Genomic DNA, 15,030 nt, shown 5'->3' with positions numbered 1-15,030 from the left:
GGACCCGCGCGTGCCTCGGGTGGCTGCGGAGCGGAAGGGCCGATGTGCGCGTGCGCCGGAACGGCCGGTGGTCAGGACGCGGAGGCGTCAACCGGTGGTCAGGCCGAAGACCGTGATGATCACCAGGCAGCACACCACCACGACGGCGGCCCCGGCCACATGGGCGCGGACGGACCGCGCGCGGCCCGGCAGCAGCCAGAACGCGAGTGCCCGGTTGACCAGCGGCATCAGCAGCCAGGTCAGGATGCTGACGCTCAGTACGTTGCTGAGGAACAGCGCGATGTACCCCGGCACCCCCAGGTCCTTGAACCAGTCGCCTGCCGTCAGCTCCAGGACCATCACCGTCGGATACAGCGCCAGCACCACGGACATGGCCTGTTTCCAGTTGGGCGGTACGCCCTCCTGCGGGCCCGAACCGAATCGGAACCAGCCGCCGAACGCCGAGCCGATCCTGCGTACGTCGTAGGAGCCGAAGTGGTCGTGCCCTTCCTCGATGAGCCGTCGGCGGGCGTCGGAGTCGAGCCATGCCTCCAGGTGTTGCCGGGTGTCGAAGCGGAAGGCCACCACCCAGCGGTCCTGGATGCCCTTCACCGGCTCGAACATCTCGGATCCCATGAAACCCGGTTGTCTCTCCTGCTCCTTGAGGATCCTGTCCTGCCAGCGCAGGAAGTCCCGCTCGTGGCCCGGCCGCACGTCGTGCGAGACAACGGCCGTGACGACGTCGTCGGTCGGCGTCCCGCCGGAGAGCACCTCCTGCGTGGCGGGCCCGTCGAACAGGGGGCGGCCCTCGTCGAGAAGTTGCCGACGTGCCGGTGATTCCAGCCAGTGGGTGAGTTGCCCGATCCGGGCGAAGCGGAAAACGACGACCCAGTCGTTCTCGTCGCCGGAGGCCGGTGAGTACATCTCCGTCCCCTGGAACCCGTCGAAGCCCCGTACGACTTCATTGGTCTTCTCCTGCCACCGCCTGTAGTCGTCGTTCCGGCCGGCCCGGACTCTCTGCGAGATGACGACCGTGGCGCTGCCGCCGGGGTCGGGGCTTGCACGGGTACTCATACGGAGTAGTCTAGTTCTAAAGGGAGTTGTCGGACAAATAGGGCTAATAGTAGTCCCCGGAAAGTGGTCGCGCCAGGAGGCGAGCGCCGGACGAAGTGGGGTCTCGTGATGGGGCACAAGGAATTCATGGCCGAAGCGGTGCGGCTGGCGACCGAGTCCGTCGAGCAGGGCTGGGGCGGGCCGTTCGGCGCTGTGATCACCAAGGACGGCGAGATCATCGCTCGTGGGCAGAACCGTGTGCTTCTCACCGCCGATCCGACCGCCCATGGCGAGGTCGAAGCCATCCGCAAGGCCATTCAGCTCCTCAATCCCGAGGCGCCCAGCATCTGTGAGGCGTACCAGGACCGGTACACGCTCAGACTGGTGCCCCGCCCCGAGGGCTCACAGGACTCCGTTCCGGAGCGTGCCCGGATGCTGCAGGGATGCACGATCTACACGAGCGGAGCCCCGTGCCCCATGTGCATGAGCGCCATCTACTGGGCCCGCATCGGCGCCGTCTACTACAGCTGTGACTGGAAGGCGACCCAGGAGATCGGTTTCGACGACGCCTTCCAGTACGAGGACTTCGCCAGGCCGCCGGACCGGCGCAGCATCACACTCGAACAGATCCATCCCGAACTGGGGAACACGTCCTACCGGGCGTGGGCGGAGAAGGCGAACAAACACCCCTACTGAAACAGCGGCCGAGGGCCGGGGGTACAGGGACGGCTGCGGAGCCGCTCCCGCACAGCGGCCGACGGCTTGCCGCACACTCATGGAAGAGCGGCAAGACGTCGGCCGTTGGCGTGAGGCGGGTGCTACTTGGGCGGGCGGATGCCGCCGCCGCCCATCTGGTCGCACTGCTCCTGAAGCTTCCGTGCCTTCTCCTGGAGCCGCTGGCGCTGCTCAGGGTCGGTGGTGCGCTCGGCGGCCTCGGTCATGTGCCGGGCCTTCTCGCGCAGCTGCTGCGCACGGTCACCGGATTCACGTGCAACGCTCATCATCGCTCCTTGTGCGGTTGGGAAGAGCGGGCTCCATCAGAGAACCAGCGCCGTCGCACCGCCGCACCTCGAATCGTCACTCAGAGTCACGGTTTCCAGTGGGGCGCCGTGACGCTGGCATGATCGGGGGCATGAACGAAAGCATCATCGCCGCCTGTGACGGGGCGTCCAAGGGCAATCCGGGACCCGCTGCCTGGGCATGGGTCGTGGCCGACGCGCAGGGGCGGCCCGAGCGCTGGGAGGCGGGACCGCTGGGAACCGCCACCAATAACGTCGCCGAACTCACCGCGCTCCGTGAGCTGTTGGAGTCGACGGACCCGTCCGTTCCGATCGAGGTGCGGATGGACTCGCAGTACGCGATGAACGCGGTCACGAAGTGGCTGCCGGGCTGGAAGCGCAACGGCTGGAAGACTTCGGCAGGGAAGTCGGTGGCCAACCGTGAGCTCGTGGTCGCCATCGATGCCCTGCTGACCGGCCGGTCCGTACGCTTCACCTACGTTCCCGCCCACCAGGTGGACGGCGACCCGCTCAACGCGCTCGCGGACCAAGCGGCCAGCGAGGCCGCGGTGGCCCAGCGGCCGGCCGGAACCGCGCACGGTGCCACGGAGCTGCCGGCGCCCGCTCCGGCCCGCGCGACCGAGGGTCGGCGGAGCGGCACGGCGACGAAGAAGGCCCAGGGAGCGTCACGCCCGGCCCGCTCCGGTGGAACCATCCGGGCCAGGTTCGCCGGCCGCTGCCACTGCGGAAAGCCGTACGCGGCACAGGAGATGATCGCCAAGAACCCCAACGGCTGGGGCCACCCGGAGTGCCGCACCGCTCCCGCCTGATACGCGGCGTCACCGCCGTGGCCGGCCGGAGCGGGCGAGTGGCCACGCGGGACCGGGCCCGCGTGCCATGATGCGGCTCCGACGGCAACGGCGGCACGCTGGGGGGCGGATGGGAAACACGGGCACGGTTCTTCGTGAGCTGCGCGGCGCGCAGAAGACGGCCAAGGGGGTGTCGCTGTACTCGCGGTACGTGAACCGGCCGGCCGGCCGGCTGTTCGCGGCCGGTGCATACCGCATGGGACTGACGCCCAATCAAGTCACGTCGATCAGCGCGTTCTTCACCTTCGCCGCCATCGGGATGGTGGCCCTCGTCCGTCCGTCCCCCGGGCTCGCCGTCGCGGTCTACGCCGGTCTCGCCATCGGCTTCGCCCTCGACTCGGCCGATGGGCAACTGGCCCGGCTCACCGGCCGGGGCGGCCCGGACGGTGAGTGGCTGGACCATGTCGTGGACTGCGCCAAGATGATCCTCGTCCACACCGCCGTGCTGATCTCGTTCCGGCGATTCTTCCCACTGCCCGGAGAGGGCTGGCTGCTCCTGCCGCTGGGATTCCTGTTCGCGGCCGTGCTGACCTTCTGCGCGGGGCTGCTGCGCGAACAGCTCGGGAAGGGGTCCGCCCGGCCCGCTCCCGACGCCGCCGCCCCGGTCTCGCGGCTGCGGGCCGTCGCGCTGCTGCCCGCCGACTACGGAGTGTTCTGTCCGGTGTTCCTGCTCCTCGGTGACCCCACCGCGTTCCGCATCGGCTACGCGGCCCTGGCACTGGTGCACGCGCTGTTCCTGGTGGTGTTCCTCGCCAAGTGGTTCAGGGAGCTCAGAGCGCTCCGGACTGCGGACTGACGAGTGTGTCCAGCGCCCGGCGCAGCTGGGTGCTGGACGTATGCACGGTGTACGGGAAGTAGACGACCTCCACACCGACCTCGGCGAAGTCGCGTTCCAGCCGTTTTCCTCGCTCCGTGTCCCGCCAGTCGTCCCCCTTGAAGATCACGTCGAACCTGACCTGCTGCCAGGTCTCGACCTTGTCGGGCACCGTCTCGACGAACGCCGCGTCCACGTAGCGCACGCTGCGCACGATCTCCAGCCGCTCCGGCAGCGGGATCACCGGCCGGTGCCCCTTGGCGAGCGCGGCCATCTCGTCCGAGACAACCCCGGCGACGAGGTAGTCGCACTGACTGCGGGCATGCCGCAGGATGTTGAGGTGCCCCACATGGAACAGATCGTAGACCCCCGGCGCGTAGCCGACCCTGTGCGCCATCCGTTCTCTCCCCCCATGGTGAACGCGATGCCCGTGTCCCGCGCGGCAGTTGTCCGGACATGGCATCCGGTGCGGTGGGATATCGGTATCGGTGTTGATGGTGCAACGACCTTACTGTGAAGGCCACTTGCGCATCACGTGAACGGATAAGCTCGCTTTTGGGGCTGTTCCTTGGGGGAAGACAGATCGTTCCGGGGGGAAGGCGAGCGTCCATGTCCGATGCCGAGTGTCACAAGCCGTTCGAGGACCGCACCCTGCTGGTGGTCTCGACGAACTACGCACCCGAGGTGACGGGCATCGGCCCGTACGCCGCGCAGCTCGCCGAGCACTGGGCCGCGGCCGGGGCCGACACACACGTACTGACCGGAATGCCGCACTACCCCTCCTGGCGGACCGACCCGGAGTACCGGGGGGTGTGGCGGGTCACCGAGCGGCGGGCCGGGGTCACCGTTCACCGGCGAAGACACTATGTGCCGCCCCGTCAGACGGCCCTGCGCAGAGCCCTGTTCGAGGCGTCGGTGCTCGGCCACGGCCTGCTGTCACCGCCCGCCTCGCGCCCGCCGGACGCGGTGGTCTCCCAGATTCCCAGCCTCGCCGGGGGTGTCATCGGTGCCCGGCTGGCCGCCCGCCACCGTGTCCCGTACATACCGGTCGTGCAGGACCTGATGGGCGCCGCCGCCGCGCAGAGCGGCATCCGGGGCGGCGGCAGGGCGGCGGCCGCCGCCTCGGCCGCCGAACGGTACGCGCTGCGCTCCGCGGCCCTCGTCGGCGTCATCCACGACAGCTTCGTGGACCGCGTCACCGCATACGGAGTGGACCCGGGGCGCATCCGTACCGTGCCCAACTGGTCCCATGTGCACGCGTCTTCCGCCGACCGGGCCGGCACCCGGGCGCGGCTGGGCTGGGGCGAGGGCACCCCGGTGGTCCTGCACTCCGGGAACATGGGGCTCAAGCAGGGGCTGGAGGTCCTGGTCGACGCGGCCCGGCTCGCCCCGGAGATACGCGTGGTGCTCATGGGCGACGGGAACCAGCGCGAGGCGCTGCGCGGACGGGCCGCGGGCCTGCGCAACCTGGACATCCTGCCCCCGGCCGACGCGGCCGAGTTCACGGACATCCTCGCCGCCGCCGACGTTCTCGCGGTGACGCAGCGGGCATCCGTACTCGACATGAGCGTCCCGTCCAAGCTCACGTCCTACTTCGTCTCGGGGCGGCCCGTGGTGGCCTCGGTCGCCGCCGGGGGAGGCACCGCACAGGAGGTCCAACGGTCCGGCGCCGGGCTCCTCGTAGCCCCGGAGGACCCCGCCGCCCTGCTGTCGGCCGTACGCAAGCTCATCGAGGCGCCGGCGGGGGCGGACGCGCTCGGCGCGAATGGGCCGCAGTACGTCGCACGTCACCTGAGCCGCGAGGCGGGCCTGGCCCGCTTCGACGCCCTGCTCACCGAGGTCCTCGCGGACACACAAGGGAGACCACGTCGATGAACCAGCCGATCCGCGCCCTGGAGGACCAGGACGAACCCGCGCTGCTGAGGGACCAGTTCCGCCAGCTCCTGCGCTACCGGGCCCTGCTCGCCTGCGGCGTGGTCGTCGGACTCCTCGGCGGCGGCTGGCTCGCCCTGAGCGGCGAGGAGAGCTACACCTCGACGGGCGAGGTCGTCGTACGCTCCGCCGCCTCGGACCCCTTCGCCGCCGGTGCCTCCGCGGACAAGGGCATCAACATCGGCTCGGAGCGGCAGACCGCCGTCAGCGACACCGTGGGCACCCTGGCCGTCACCACCCTGGCCAGAGAGGGGGACCGGGTGGAGGTCGGGCCGCTGCTGTCCGGTCTCCAGGTCACCAACCCGCCGAACACCCTCGTGCTCCGCTTCGCCTACACCGGCCGGACCCCGGAGCTGGCGAGGGAACGGGCCCAGGCCCTGGCCGACGCCTATCTGGAGATACGCCGACAGCGCACCGAGAACAGCATCGCCAACATGGTCGAGGGCTACCGTGCCCAGCTGAGCCCGCTCACCGCACAGCGCGACCAGCTGACGGAGCAGGCCACCGGAAGCGACGACGTGGCCGGCGCACGGGCCAACCTCGTGGTCGCGATCTCCGAACTCAGCCGCAAGATCTCCGAGTTGCGCGCACTGGACACCACGCCCGGCTACCTGACGAAGAAGCCCGTCGCGCCGAGCGGGCCCACCGGCGCCGGGCTCCCCCTGCTGCTGGGACTCGGCGGCGCCGTCGGCCTGGCCCTTGGACTGCTCCTGTCGTGGGTGCGCCTCGTCTTCGACCCGGCCGTGCGCTCGACCCGGGAACTGGTCCGCTCGCTCGGCGCACCCCTGCTCGGCACCCTGCCCAGGGAACGGGCCTCCGCCGGCACGCTGCTGGCCATCGGGCGCAGCGGCAGCCGGCTCGCCGAGGAGTACCGCGCGGTGGCCTTCCGGCTCGCCTACGATCCCTCGTTCGCCCAGCGCCGCCGGCTCCTGGTCACGGCCCCGCGCGGGGACGGCACGGGGGCGGCCGCCGCCGCGGCCAACCTCGCCGCGGCCTTCGCCGAGATGGGACGTGACGTCATCCTGGTGGAGGCCGATCTCCGCACCCCCGCGCTGGCCAGGGACCTGGGACCGGCGGTGCAGGGCTCCCGGCCGGGCTGGGCGAACCGGGGCGAGCGGGCCTGGCCGTCGGAGAGCCGGATGAACGTCGACGTACCCGGGTCGGGTGCCTTCACCCTGATAGCGGGCCGACGCACGGACAACGTGCCGCGAGCCCTGACCTCGGCACCCGTCGGGGTGATCGTCGCGGCGGGCGACCGGCCCGGCACCGTCGTCATCGTGCTGGCCCCGCCCGTGCTCTCGTACGCCGACGCCGTCGCACTGATAGACCGGGTGGAGGGCGTCGTGGTGGTCTGCGACCCGCGCGAGGTCCACCGCAGCGACCTGGAGCGGATCCGGGAGATCATCGGGGCGGCGGGCGGCACCGTGCTCGGCGCCCTGCTGCACCCCGGCCGCAGCCGCCACGAGCGCCGGGCCCTCAGGAAGGCGGCCAAGCGCCACACGCGCGGTGGACGGCCGGGCCGGGGGAGTGAGGGGGGCGGACCGGAGTACGCCGGTGACCCCGCCGAGACGCTGGGGCTGCGGCCCTTCGACTCGACCGCCGGACACAGATGAGGGCACGGACCGCGATCGTCTGCTCGGTCGCGGACCAGGGCGTGGCCGCGCTCACCAACATCCTGGTGCTGGTGACGGCCGCCCGGCTCTCCACCGTGGCCGACTTCGCCCGCTTCTCCGCGGTCTACCTCGTCTTCACGGTGCTGCTGGGCGTGTCCGGCGCCTACACCGGGCAGCCGCTCGTGCTGCGGCGCGGCGGGAGCGAGGAGGTGCGCGGCGCCTGCCGGTCGGCGGTCACCTTCACCCTGATCGCGGCCGCGGTGCTCGGCGCACTGCTGGCCGGCGTCTGTTCCATGCTGCCGGGAGCCACCGCGCGGGCCCTCATGGCGCTGGGACTCGTCCTGCCGGTCGTCCTGGGCCAGGACACCATGCGGTACGCGTTCTCCACCCTGCATCTGCCGCACCTGGCGCTGGCGGGCGACGCGCTCCGACTGGTCTGTGTACTGGGTGCGCTGGCCGCGCAGCCGCACGGTGCCCCGGCCGCCCGGCTGGTCACCGTCTGGGGGCTCTCCGCCCTGCCGGCCCTGCTGCTGTCGGCCGCCCTGCTGCACCACAGGGCGGCCGGTACGCCCCTGCGGCTGAAGGCGCTGCTGCGCCGAGGCCATCTGGGACGGCGCTTCGTGGTGGAGTTCGCGGTGGGCAATGCCACGGGCCAGCTCTCCGTGCTCGGGCTCGGCACGATCGGCAACCCCTTGGTGGTCGGCGCCCTGCGCGGTGCGACCACCCTCTTCGGACCGCTGAACGTGCTGTACACCTCGGCCACCGGCTTCGGCCCGCCCCTTCTGGGAAGACTCGCCGGTGACCGGCGCAGAGTACGGGCCGCCGCGACGCTCGCAGCCGTCCTGGCGGCCACCGCGGCCGCCTGGGCCACCGCACTGGCCCTGCTGCCCGGCCCGGTCGGACGCCACCTGCTCGGCGACACCTGGCCCACCGCCGCCGCCCTGCTCCCGGCGACCGGCAGCCAGTACGCGGCGATGGCCGTCGGCACCTGCGGACTGCTGGCCCTGCGCGTCCTCGACCCGCGTACCACCCTCTCCGTCCAGGTGGTCTTCTCGCTCGCCGCCGTCGCCTTCCTCATCGGCGGCTACCTGCTCGGCGGGGTCCCGGGCGCCGCCTGGGGCCTGTCTCTGGGGTCCGTGTGCAAGGCGGTGGCCACCTGGACCAGGGTGGCCGGGCTGATGCGCCGCACCACTGCCGAGCGGCCGCCGCTCAGCGCGGATGCCGCCCAGCCCGGCTCCGGAAGCTTGTGACCAGCAGCAGACAGAGCGCCGCGACGGCCGGCTTCCCCGCCGCCTGCAACAGCGGCCCGCGCAGCAGAATGAAGGTGTACCCGGCGATCAGCGGCACGGTGACGGCCAGCACACTGCCGGGCCCCGGACCGTCCCGCGAGACGGCCCGCGCGTACCGCCGGTCGGCACGGGCGGCGGCGTACCCGATCAGCAGGAAGGCACCGGCCATGCCAGGCGCGCCGAAGTCCACCCAGAGCTCCGCCCACAGCGGCGCCGACAGGTTGGTCATGCTCATCCCCATCCACTGACCGACGCGCACCCCGGTGTCCTCCGGCTTGCCGCTCCACACCGACCGCGGCACGAAGAAGAGCGCGGAGCCCGCCAGTTGCCGCCCATAGGTGTGACCACGGGTGTCGACCCAGGTGATGGTGTTGGCGAACATCACCGTCTGGTCGTAGTCCTTGGTGGCCAGCGGCTCGAACACCGACGAGGACTCCACCGGCCGGTACCCGGCGCTGTCGTAGCGGAACCGGTCCGCGTACGGGAACAGCACCAGCGCCCCGATCACCCCCGCGGCCAGCACCGAGCGGTACATTGCGGCGCTGCTCGGGAACGCGGTGAACAGCAGCGAGACCAGCACCGTGAGGAACCAGTAACGGGCGTTGGAGACCGGGTTGTTGACGATCGCGTTGAGGCAGATCAGCCCGGCCTGGACCAGCACCGTCGACGGCGAACGCCGGGCCCTGCGCGAGGTCACGAGGCGGCGGGTGTAGAAGAGCAGCGCGAGCAGCGCGGGCACCGTCCCGAAGCCCTTGAGGAAGGCCGAACCCACATTGGACCCGCCCGACACCACCCCGCTGGCCGCGACCGAGGCGCTGATCTCCTGACGGCTGGTGAAGAAGACGGCGGGCCCGCCGAGCTTCACGATGTAGTAGCCGCTCGCCGCGAAGGCCAGCACCACCAGCAGTCTGAGCCGCATCCGGTGCGCGACGGCCGGACCGGTGCCGGAACGCACGGCGTCCCGCCGCCGCAGCGGCCGCCGGGACGCCAGCAGTGCCCCCAGGTCGAAAGCGGCACAGCCCACCAGGATCAGTGCCACGGCCGTCATCAGATCCGACCGCGGGCCGACCGCCGGCGTGGGCGTCTGCCCGATCACGGCCTGGGCGAACGGTGCCACCCCCATCGCGATGTACACGAACATCCAGAAGACGCCCTGGAGCAGCCGCCGCCGGGTGGAGAGGACCATGGTCGCGAGCCGGGTCCCCGCATAACAGGTCAGCACCAGCTGGAGCCAGTACGCGGTGTCCCGGACGCCCGTTCCCGGCTGTGCGGCGATCACCGCGGGCAGGAAACACACCAGGGCGAGGATGAGAGGCACGGCCAGGGCGCGCGAGAGCATCGCCCATGACATGGGCTTCGCCGGCGGCGCCGCCTCGTGCACGGACGTCATGTGTTCCCCGTTCCCGTGGACCGGTGAACACTCTAACGAATCAACCCACTTGGGGGGTTTGGACGACTAGTCTGCAAGAGACCGGCCGAGGTCGAGGGGAGCCCTGGTGAAGATCCTGCACGTCGTCACACTGCACACCCCGGACCATGCGTTCGGCGGCCCGACCAGGGTGGCGCTCAACCTGTCGAAGGTCCAGCGGGCCGCCGGCGACGACGCCCGGATCATGGCGCTCGGCGACGGATTCGAGGGCCCCCTCCCGCGCCGGGTCGAGGGAGTTCCGGCCCATCTCTTCCGGGCCCGCCACCTGCTCCCGGCGTTCGAGGTCAGCGGGATCACCTCCGGAGCGCTCCTGCTCGCCGCGCGCCGCATGATGCGCGGAGCCGACATCGTCCACGTCCATCTGATGCGCGACCTGGTGACACTGCCCGCCGCGCTGCTCGCGCTGGCCTCCGGCACACCTCTGGTCCTCCAGACCCACGGCATGGTGGACCCCACCGAGAACCGGGTCGCCCGGCTGACCGACCTGCTGGGGGTACGCAGGGTGCTGCGCGGCGCCGACGCCGTACTGCACCTCACCGAGACCGAGCGCCTCGATGTGAACGCGGTCGCCGCACCGGTACCGCTGACCCGCACCGTACGGCTCGTCAACGGCGTACGCCCGCAGGAGATCAAGCCCGCCCGTGAGCCGGGGCGGCCGCCGACGGTCCTCTTCCTCGCCCGGATCCAGGAGCGCAAGCGCCCGCAGGACTTCGTCGCCGCGATGCCCGCGGTCCTGGCCGAGCACCCGGACGCCCGCTTCGTGCTGGCCGGCCCCGACACCGGCGCACTGCCCGCGACCCTCGGACTCGCCCGCGAATTGGGGGTGATGGGGTCGCTCGACCATGTCGGCCCGCTCGGCCACGAGGAGGTCCTGGCGGCGGGGCGGCGGGCCGATGTGTACGTACTGCCGTCGATCGAGGAACCCCTGGGCGTGTCCGTCCTCGAAGCGATGTCGGTCGGCACCCCCGTGGTCATCACCCGCACCTGCGGACTGGGCCCCGACGTGGCGCGCGCGGGCGCGGGCCGGGTCATCGACAGCCGGGTCGGCGAGGAAGGGAGGAACGCACACAAGATCGCCGCCGCCGTCCTGGACCTCCTCGACCCCGAGGCCAACTCCATTGCGGGCAGAAAGGCTTGGGACCTGGTCAACGAGGACTTCACCATCGACGCCGTGACCGCGGCCCTCCGGCGGACCTACGAGGACGTGGTCCGCCGGAGAGCCCACGGGCTCACGCCGTCTTCCCCTCACGGGACTTGAGCGCGATCTGCCAGCGGTAGAAGCTCATCGCCAGCGCGAAGTCGAACCCCGCCCGCCCGTCGAGGAACCCCCGCCGGTACACGTACATGTACGCGAACGACACCAGCGGCTTGAACGGCGCCTTGTGGAACAGCTGCCCCTGGCGCGACTTCACCCTGCGCACCTGCTCCTTGACCTCGGGATGGTGCTCCAGCCACGCCTCCCAGTCCGAGTAGCGGTTGTGCCGCTCGAACCAGGCGGTGACCGGGTCGAGATCCTGGTGCTCGATCGGATTGCGGAGCGACCGGACCGACTCGGCGACCGGCTGGTAGTGGCCCTCGACCTCACCGATTCCCGGCGCGTCGAGATCCCCCACCTCCGGATACCGGCAGCGGGTCCGGTCGGTCAGCGACCGCTTGCGGATGGTGTACCCGTGCCGCAGCCGCTTCCCGGAGAACCAGTAGCCGAGCGGGATGTCGTACGCGGCGGGCTTCGGCGCGCCGGGGTCGGCGAAGATATGCCGCAACTCGGCCAGCAGGCCGGGACCGATCCGCTCGTCCCCGTCGAGCAGCAGGATCCAGTCCAGATCCGTGCGGACATGGTCCAGACACCACTGCTTCTTGCGCGGATGGCCGCCGTCCCAGGTGTACGTGACCACCTCGGCCCCGCATTCCTCGGCGATCTTCGCCGTGTCGTCCGTGCTGTGCGAGTCGACCACGACGACCGCCTCGAAATGTCCGAGCACCGACTTCACCGCCTCGGCGATGTTGAGTCCCTCGTTCTTCGTGGGGATCACCACGGCTATCGGCAGCCTGCTCATCCACGGTCTCCTTCGGGCAGCCAGGCGTAGCAGCCTGTGGAGGTGAAGGCGCGGGCCTCCCGGGGGACGGTGACCGAGGCCCGCTTCCCGGCGGAGGCGGAGCCGGAGGCCAGGGACCTGCCGTCGGCCCCGGTGATCCGCCAGGTGCAGTTCCCGGTGGGGGACACGTCGCGGTAGCGGCCGGGCCGGAGCCGCTCGCCCTCGTACGTGCCGTCCGCGTACCCCAGGGCGGCCTCCCGCAGCAGGTCCCGGTGCTGGGTGCAGAGGTGCTCGACGGCCGGTTCGGCATCGGCGATCTCACCGGTCACGATCGCGCCGACCGCCACGTCCCGGTCGGCCTTCACCAGGAACCGCAGCCGGTCGCAGGTCTCCTGACCGGTCTGGAGCACGGCCGCCGGGTCCATCCCCCGGGGCACCCGGTCGACCAGATACTCCTTCTGCTTCCGGGTGAACGAGCCCGTGGCCGGGGTGAGTTCATCGGAGGGAAGCTTCGGCGGCTCGCTCGTGCGCGGCGCCGGGGAGTCACCGGGCGCGGCGGTGCCGGGCCCGGTCGACGGGGCGGTGAGCGGGGCCCGCACCGCCGACGGTCCGGCGCCGCTCGTCCCCGTGTCCCCGCCGGAGGACGAGCCGCAGGCGGCCAGTGCCGCCGTCAGTGCGACGGCGGCGGCACCGGCCCGGAACGGATGCCTCATCCAGCTGTCCTCAGCGCGTAGTGGGCACTGACCTGCGTGCTGCTCAGCGCGGTCGGGTAGACGGCGGTCTCGTCGATCTGCCCGGCGAAGAAGTCGCTCGTCGGCCTGCTGGGCCAGCCGTTCAGATTGTCCCCGCCCACCCGCCAGTAGCCGTCGTACTTCTCGTTGCCGGTGTACAGGGTGGTCGAGGCACTGAGCTTCCCGTCGACGTACAGTGCCATGCCACCGGTGCCCTGCGTGGCGACGACGTGGTGCCAGGCGCCGTTGTTGTAGGCGGTGGGTGTGGTGATGGTCCGGGCGCTGCCGCTCTTCACCCCGAAGACGAGCCGGCCGTCGTCGCGCATGTACACGTGCTTGTCGTACTGGGTGCTGTTCTGCATGGTCAGACTGCCGAAGCCGATGATCTTCCCGCCCTTGGTCGTCGTCGTCCTGATCCAGGTCTCCACCGAGAACTTGGTCGGCTGCGGATGGCGCTTGTTGCTGTAGACGTACTGGTTCGTGCCGTTGAGCCCGATCGCGGTCGAGGGACCCGCGACGGCGGCGGGGGTCAGCAGCCGGGTGGGGGAGTTGCGCGCGAAGCCGTTGTCCCGCCCGCCGCCGGTGTCGCCCGCGAAGGTCGAGGGGTCGTCGTACCGCCAGTAGAGCGAGGCACCGTCCGCGAGCACCTTGGCGGGATACTTCTCGGCCGCGGATGCCACGGTCGCGGAGACGGCGGTCGACTTGGCACTGGTGTTGGTGCCGTCGCTCGCGCTGATCCGGTACGAGTGGGTCTCGCCCGCGGCCACGTCCGTGTCGGTCCACCTCAGCTGCGGCCGGTCCCAGAACATGGAGCGAGCCGTCGTGGTGTACACCGGGGTGCTCGCGCCGTCCCGGTAGATCCGGTAGGTGAGGTCGCCGTCGTCGGTGTCGAAGCTCGCCTGCCAGTTGACCTCCACCTTGCCCGCGGCGACGGTCGAGAGGCTGACATTGGGCACCCATGGAGCCCCGGTGTCGGGGCCGTCGGCGAACCGGGTCAGACCCTGCTGGGCGGCGCCGTTGACGGTGGTGAACTCTCCGCCCACCCACAGGTAGTGGTGGCCGCCCTTGTCGGTCTGGGCCATCACCCGCGGCCCCACCGGCTCCCCGATCCCGTCGTTGGTGTCCGGGAACCAGGGCAGCAGCTTCGGATCGTCGACGGACTGGGCCAGCAGATGCTTGCGCGGCTGGTTCGGGAACTCGCCCATGGTGGCGCAGTCATGGGCGTGACTCCCGCTGTACAGCACGCCCTTGTGCACGAGCACCGCCTGGGTGGCACCGAGGCAGGTGTCCCGCCAGCGCTGTTCGAAGGTGCTCAGGTTCAGCGCGATCCGGCCGTCGAAGACACCTCCTCCGGTGCCCTCGTTGGCGGTGTAGAAGCCGGTGGCGTCCGTGGTCAGGTCCTGCACCGTGGACGTGTCGGGAATGAAACCGGCCGGGTAGCTCTTGGTCACGGCCCCGGTCGTGGCGTCCACCACCGCCAGGGCATGCGACGTGGCGCCGTTGACGGTGAAGAAATTGCCGCCGAGCAGTACGTGCTTGCCGTCGGGCGTCAGCTCGACGGCCCGGCCCACCTCATCGGCGTCGGCCTTCCACGGCTTCAGGGCGGCGCCCGTGGTCACCGCGGCGAACTTCTTCCTGGTCTGTCCGGCCACCGAGTTGAAGTCACCGCCCAGATAGACGGTGTCGGCGGTGACGGCCAGGGCCCGCACCGTCGCGGAGACGGCGACCTTGAAGTCCTGGCGCGGGGTGCAGGTGGCGGTGTCGATCGCGGCGATGTTGCTCACCCCGACGCCGTTCACCGAGCCGAACTGGCCGCCCGCGTAAAGGGTCTTCTGGTCCGGCGAGAGAACCAGGGCCCGTACGGTCGCGGTGCCGGAGGAGAGCGTGAACGACAGACTGCAGTCGGTCGGCTCACCGGTCGCGGCGTCGAAGGCGGCGAAGTTCACCGCGGGCCGTTCCGAGGTGCCGGGTGCCGCGTCCGGCGGCCGGACGGTGGAGAAGGTTCCGCCGGTGTAGACGACACCCGAGTCCGCACCGGCCATCGACCAGACGATTCCGTTGGTCTGCCAGGTGGTGAGGTCGTCCGCGGTCAGGGAGACCGGCGGGGTGAGGGCCTCGGCCGGGGAGCCCCCGGACGCGGCGGCGGTCAGCGCTCCGGCGAGCAGGCAGAGCGCGGCGGCAGCGGCGCGGACCCGGCCGTGCCCGGGGCGTCCGCGCCCCGTGGTCGGTTTCATCATTCAGCTCCGAAGGTGAGAACGAGCCGCGGCCGGCCGGTCGCGGCGCACGG

The 15,030-nt window shown here is 71.2% G+C and carries 14 protein-coding genes; 7 read left to right on the top strand and 7 right to left on the bottom strand.

Features of this window, described 5'->3' with window-relative positions:
* Window positions 1-87: 87 nt before the first annotated feature.
* Window positions 88-1,053, bottom strand: coding sequence for an antibiotic biosynthesis monooxygenase (locus tag ACWCPY_RS13590; protein ID WP_451264454.1), 966 nt, complete (start codon window positions 1,051-1,053; stop codon window positions 88-90).
* Between the two features lie 108 nt (window positions 1,054-1,161).
* On the opposite strand from ACWCPY_RS13590, the gene ACWCPY_RS13585 reads away from it, so the two are divergent.
* Window positions 1,162-1,728, top strand: coding sequence for a nucleoside deaminase (locus tag ACWCPY_RS13585; RefSeq protein ID WP_451264453.1), 567 nt, complete (start codon window positions 1,162-1,164; stop codon window positions 1,726-1,728).
* 122 nt (window positions 1,729-1,850) lie between these two features.
* Here the strand turns inward: ACWCPY_RS13585 and ACWCPY_RS13580 are convergent, their stop codons facing one another.
* Complete coding sequence (locus ACWCPY_RS13580; RefSeq protein WP_451264452.1) at window positions 1,851-2,033, bottom strand: DUF6381 family protein; 183 nt, start codon at window positions 2,031-2,033, stop codon at window positions 1,851-1,853.
* Between the two features lie 131 nt (window positions 2,034-2,164).
* Between ACWCPY_RS13580 and ACWCPY_RS13575 the strand changes: the two genes are divergently transcribed.
* Both ACWCPY_RS13575 and ACWCPY_RS13570 read left to right on the top strand, forming a co-directional pair.
* The gene (locus ACWCPY_RS13575) at window positions 2,165-2,860 is read left to right on the top strand and encodes a ribonuclease H family protein (protein ID WP_451264451.1); all 696 of its coding nucleotides are present in this window, start codon (window positions 2,165-2,167) and stop codon (window positions 2,858-2,860) included.
* A gap of 109 nt (window positions 2,861-2,969) precedes the next feature.
* On the top strand, window positions 2,970-3,695 hold the full coding sequence (locus ACWCPY_RS13570; protein WP_451264450.1) for a CDP-alcohol phosphatidyltransferase family protein: 726 nt from the start codon (window positions 2,970-2,972) through the stop codon (window positions 3,693-3,695).
* On the opposite strand, the gene ACWCPY_RS13565 is transcribed toward ACWCPY_RS13570, so the two are convergent.
* Complete coding sequence (locus tag ACWCPY_RS13565) at window positions 3,670-4,110, bottom strand: adenylyltransferase/cytidyltransferase family protein (RefSeq protein WP_403775616.1); 441 nt, start codon at window positions 4,108-4,110, stop codon at window positions 3,670-3,672. The genes ACWCPY_RS13570 and ACWCPY_RS13565 overlap by 26 nt on opposite strands.
* Window positions 4,111-4,322: 212 nt before the next feature.
* Between ACWCPY_RS13565 and ACWCPY_RS13560 the strand changes: the two genes are divergently transcribed.
* From ACWCPY_RS13560 to ACWCPY_RS13550, 3 genes are read left to right on the top strand one after another with little or no spacing between them, the layout of a single operon-like run.
* Complete coding sequence (locus tag ACWCPY_RS13560; RefSeq protein WP_451264449.1) at window positions 4,323-5,588, top strand: glycosyltransferase; 1,266 nt, start codon at window positions 4,323-4,325, stop codon at window positions 5,586-5,588.
* Entirely contained in the window at window positions 5,585-7,258 is a 1,674-nt protein-coding gene (locus ACWCPY_RS13555; RefSeq protein WP_451264448.1) for a lipopolysaccharide biosynthesis protein, read from the top strand. The genes ACWCPY_RS13560 and ACWCPY_RS13555 overlap by 4 nt, the downstream gene beginning before the upstream one ends.
* Complete coding sequence (locus ACWCPY_RS13550; RefSeq protein WP_451264447.1) at window positions 7,255-8,508, top strand: hypothetical protein; 1,254 nt, start codon at window positions 7,255-7,257, stop codon at window positions 8,506-8,508. Before ACWCPY_RS13555 ends, ACWCPY_RS13550 begins: the two co-directional genes overlap by 4 nt.
* Here ACWCPY_RS13550 and ACWCPY_RS13545 read toward each other — a convergent pair.
* Window positions 8,468-9,937 carry a hypothetical protein gene (locus ACWCPY_RS13545; protein WP_451264446.1) on the bottom strand — a complete coding sequence of 490 codons (1,470 nt, stop codon included), beginning with the start codon at window positions 9,935-9,937 and terminating at the stop codon, window positions 8,468-8,470. The two genes, ACWCPY_RS13550 and ACWCPY_RS13545, sit on opposite strands and share 41 nt — an antisense overlap.
* A gap of 106 nt (window positions 9,938-10,043) precedes the next feature.
* Between ACWCPY_RS13545 and ACWCPY_RS13540 the strand changes: the two genes are divergently transcribed.
* The gene (locus tag ACWCPY_RS13540) at window positions 10,044-11,234 is read left to right on the top strand and encodes a glycosyltransferase (RefSeq protein ID WP_451264445.1); all 1,191 of its coding nucleotides are present in this window, start codon (window positions 10,044-10,046) and stop codon (window positions 11,232-11,234) included.
* Here the strand turns inward: ACWCPY_RS13540 and ACWCPY_RS13535 are convergent.
* The 3 genes from ACWCPY_RS13535 to ACWCPY_RS13525 are packed head-to-tail and all read right to left on the bottom strand — an operon-like array spanning window position 11,206 to window position 14,977.
* Window positions 11,206-12,033 (bottom strand): glycosyltransferase family 2 protein, encoded by an 828-nt coding sequence (locus ACWCPY_RS13535; RefSeq protein ID WP_451264444.1) that lies wholly within the window; start codon window positions 12,031-12,033, stop codon window positions 11,206-11,208. The two genes, ACWCPY_RS13540 and ACWCPY_RS13535, sit on opposite strands and share 29 nt — an antisense overlap.
* Window positions 12,030-12,725: a hypothetical protein gene (locus ACWCPY_RS13530; protein WP_451264443.1), complete on the bottom strand. Its 696-nt coding sequence runs from the start codon at window positions 12,723-12,725 to the stop codon at window positions 12,030-12,032. The genes ACWCPY_RS13535 and ACWCPY_RS13530 overlap by 4 nt, the downstream gene beginning before the upstream one ends.
* Entirely contained in the window at window positions 12,722-14,977 is a 2,256-nt protein-coding gene (locus ACWCPY_RS13525; protein WP_451264442.1) for a LamG-like jellyroll fold domain-containing protein, read from the bottom strand. Before ACWCPY_RS13525 ends, ACWCPY_RS13530 begins: the two co-directional genes overlap by 4 nt.
* Window positions 14,978-15,030: the final 53 nt, after the last annotated feature.

The sequence above is a fragment of the Streptomyces sp. NPDC002403 genome (genome assembly GCF_053593015.1).
The sequence above is the reverse complement of the archived record's forward strand: the minus strand, read 5'-3'. Positions and strand labels throughout refer to the sequence as shown.

Bases quoted from the DNA above. Each gene is read 5' to 3' on its own strand.
- ACWCPY_RS13590 (WP_451264454.1), bottom strand. From the start codon at position 1,053: ATGAGTACCCGTGCAAGCCCCGACCCCGGCGGCAGCGCCACGGTCGTC.
- ACWCPY_RS13585 (WP_451264453.1), top strand. From the start codon at position 1,162: ATGGGGCACAAGGAATTCATGGCCGAAGCGGTGCGGCTGGCGACCGAG.
- ACWCPY_RS13580 (WP_451264452.1), bottom strand. From the start codon at position 2,033: ATGAGCGTTGCACGTGAATCCGGTGACCGTGCGCAGCAGCTGCGCGAG.
- ACWCPY_RS13575 (WP_451264451.1), top strand. From the start codon at position 2,165: ATGAACGAAAGCATCATCGCCGCCTGTGACGGGGCGTCCAAGGGCAAT.
- ACWCPY_RS13570 (WP_451264450.1), top strand. From the start codon at position 2,970: ATGGGAAACACGGGCACGGTTCTTCGTGAGCTGCGCGGCGCGCAGAAG.
- ACWCPY_RS13565 (WP_403775616.1), bottom strand. From the start codon at position 4,110: ATGGCGCACAGGGTCGGCTACGCGCCGGGGGTCTACGATCTGTTCCAT.
- ACWCPY_RS13560 (WP_451264449.1), top strand. From the start codon at position 4,323: ATGTCCGATGCCGAGTGTCACAAGCCGTTCGAGGACCGCACCCTGCTG.
- ACWCPY_RS13555 (WP_451264448.1), top strand. From the start codon at position 5,585: ATGAACCAGCCGATCCGCGCCCTGGAGGACCAGGACGAACCCGCGCTG.
- ACWCPY_RS13550 (WP_451264447.1), top strand. From the start codon at position 7,255: ATGAGGGCACGGACCGCGATCGTCTGCTCGGTCGCGGACCAGGGCGTG.
- ACWCPY_RS13545 (WP_451264446.1), bottom strand. From the start codon at position 9,937: ATGACGTCCGTGCACGAGGCGGCGCCGCCGGCGAAGCCCATGTCATGG.
- ACWCPY_RS13535 (WP_451264444.1), bottom strand. From the start codon at position 12,033: ATGAGCAGGCTGCCGATAGCCGTGGTGATCCCCACGAAGAACGAGGGA.
- ACWCPY_RS13530 (WP_451264443.1), bottom strand. From the start codon at position 12,725: ATGAGGCATCCGTTCCGGGCCGGTGCCGCCGCCGTCGCACTGACGGCG.
- ACWCPY_RS13525 (WP_451264442.1), bottom strand. From the start codon at position 14,977: ATGAAACCGACCACGGGGCGCGGACGCCCCGGGCACGGCCGGGTCCGC.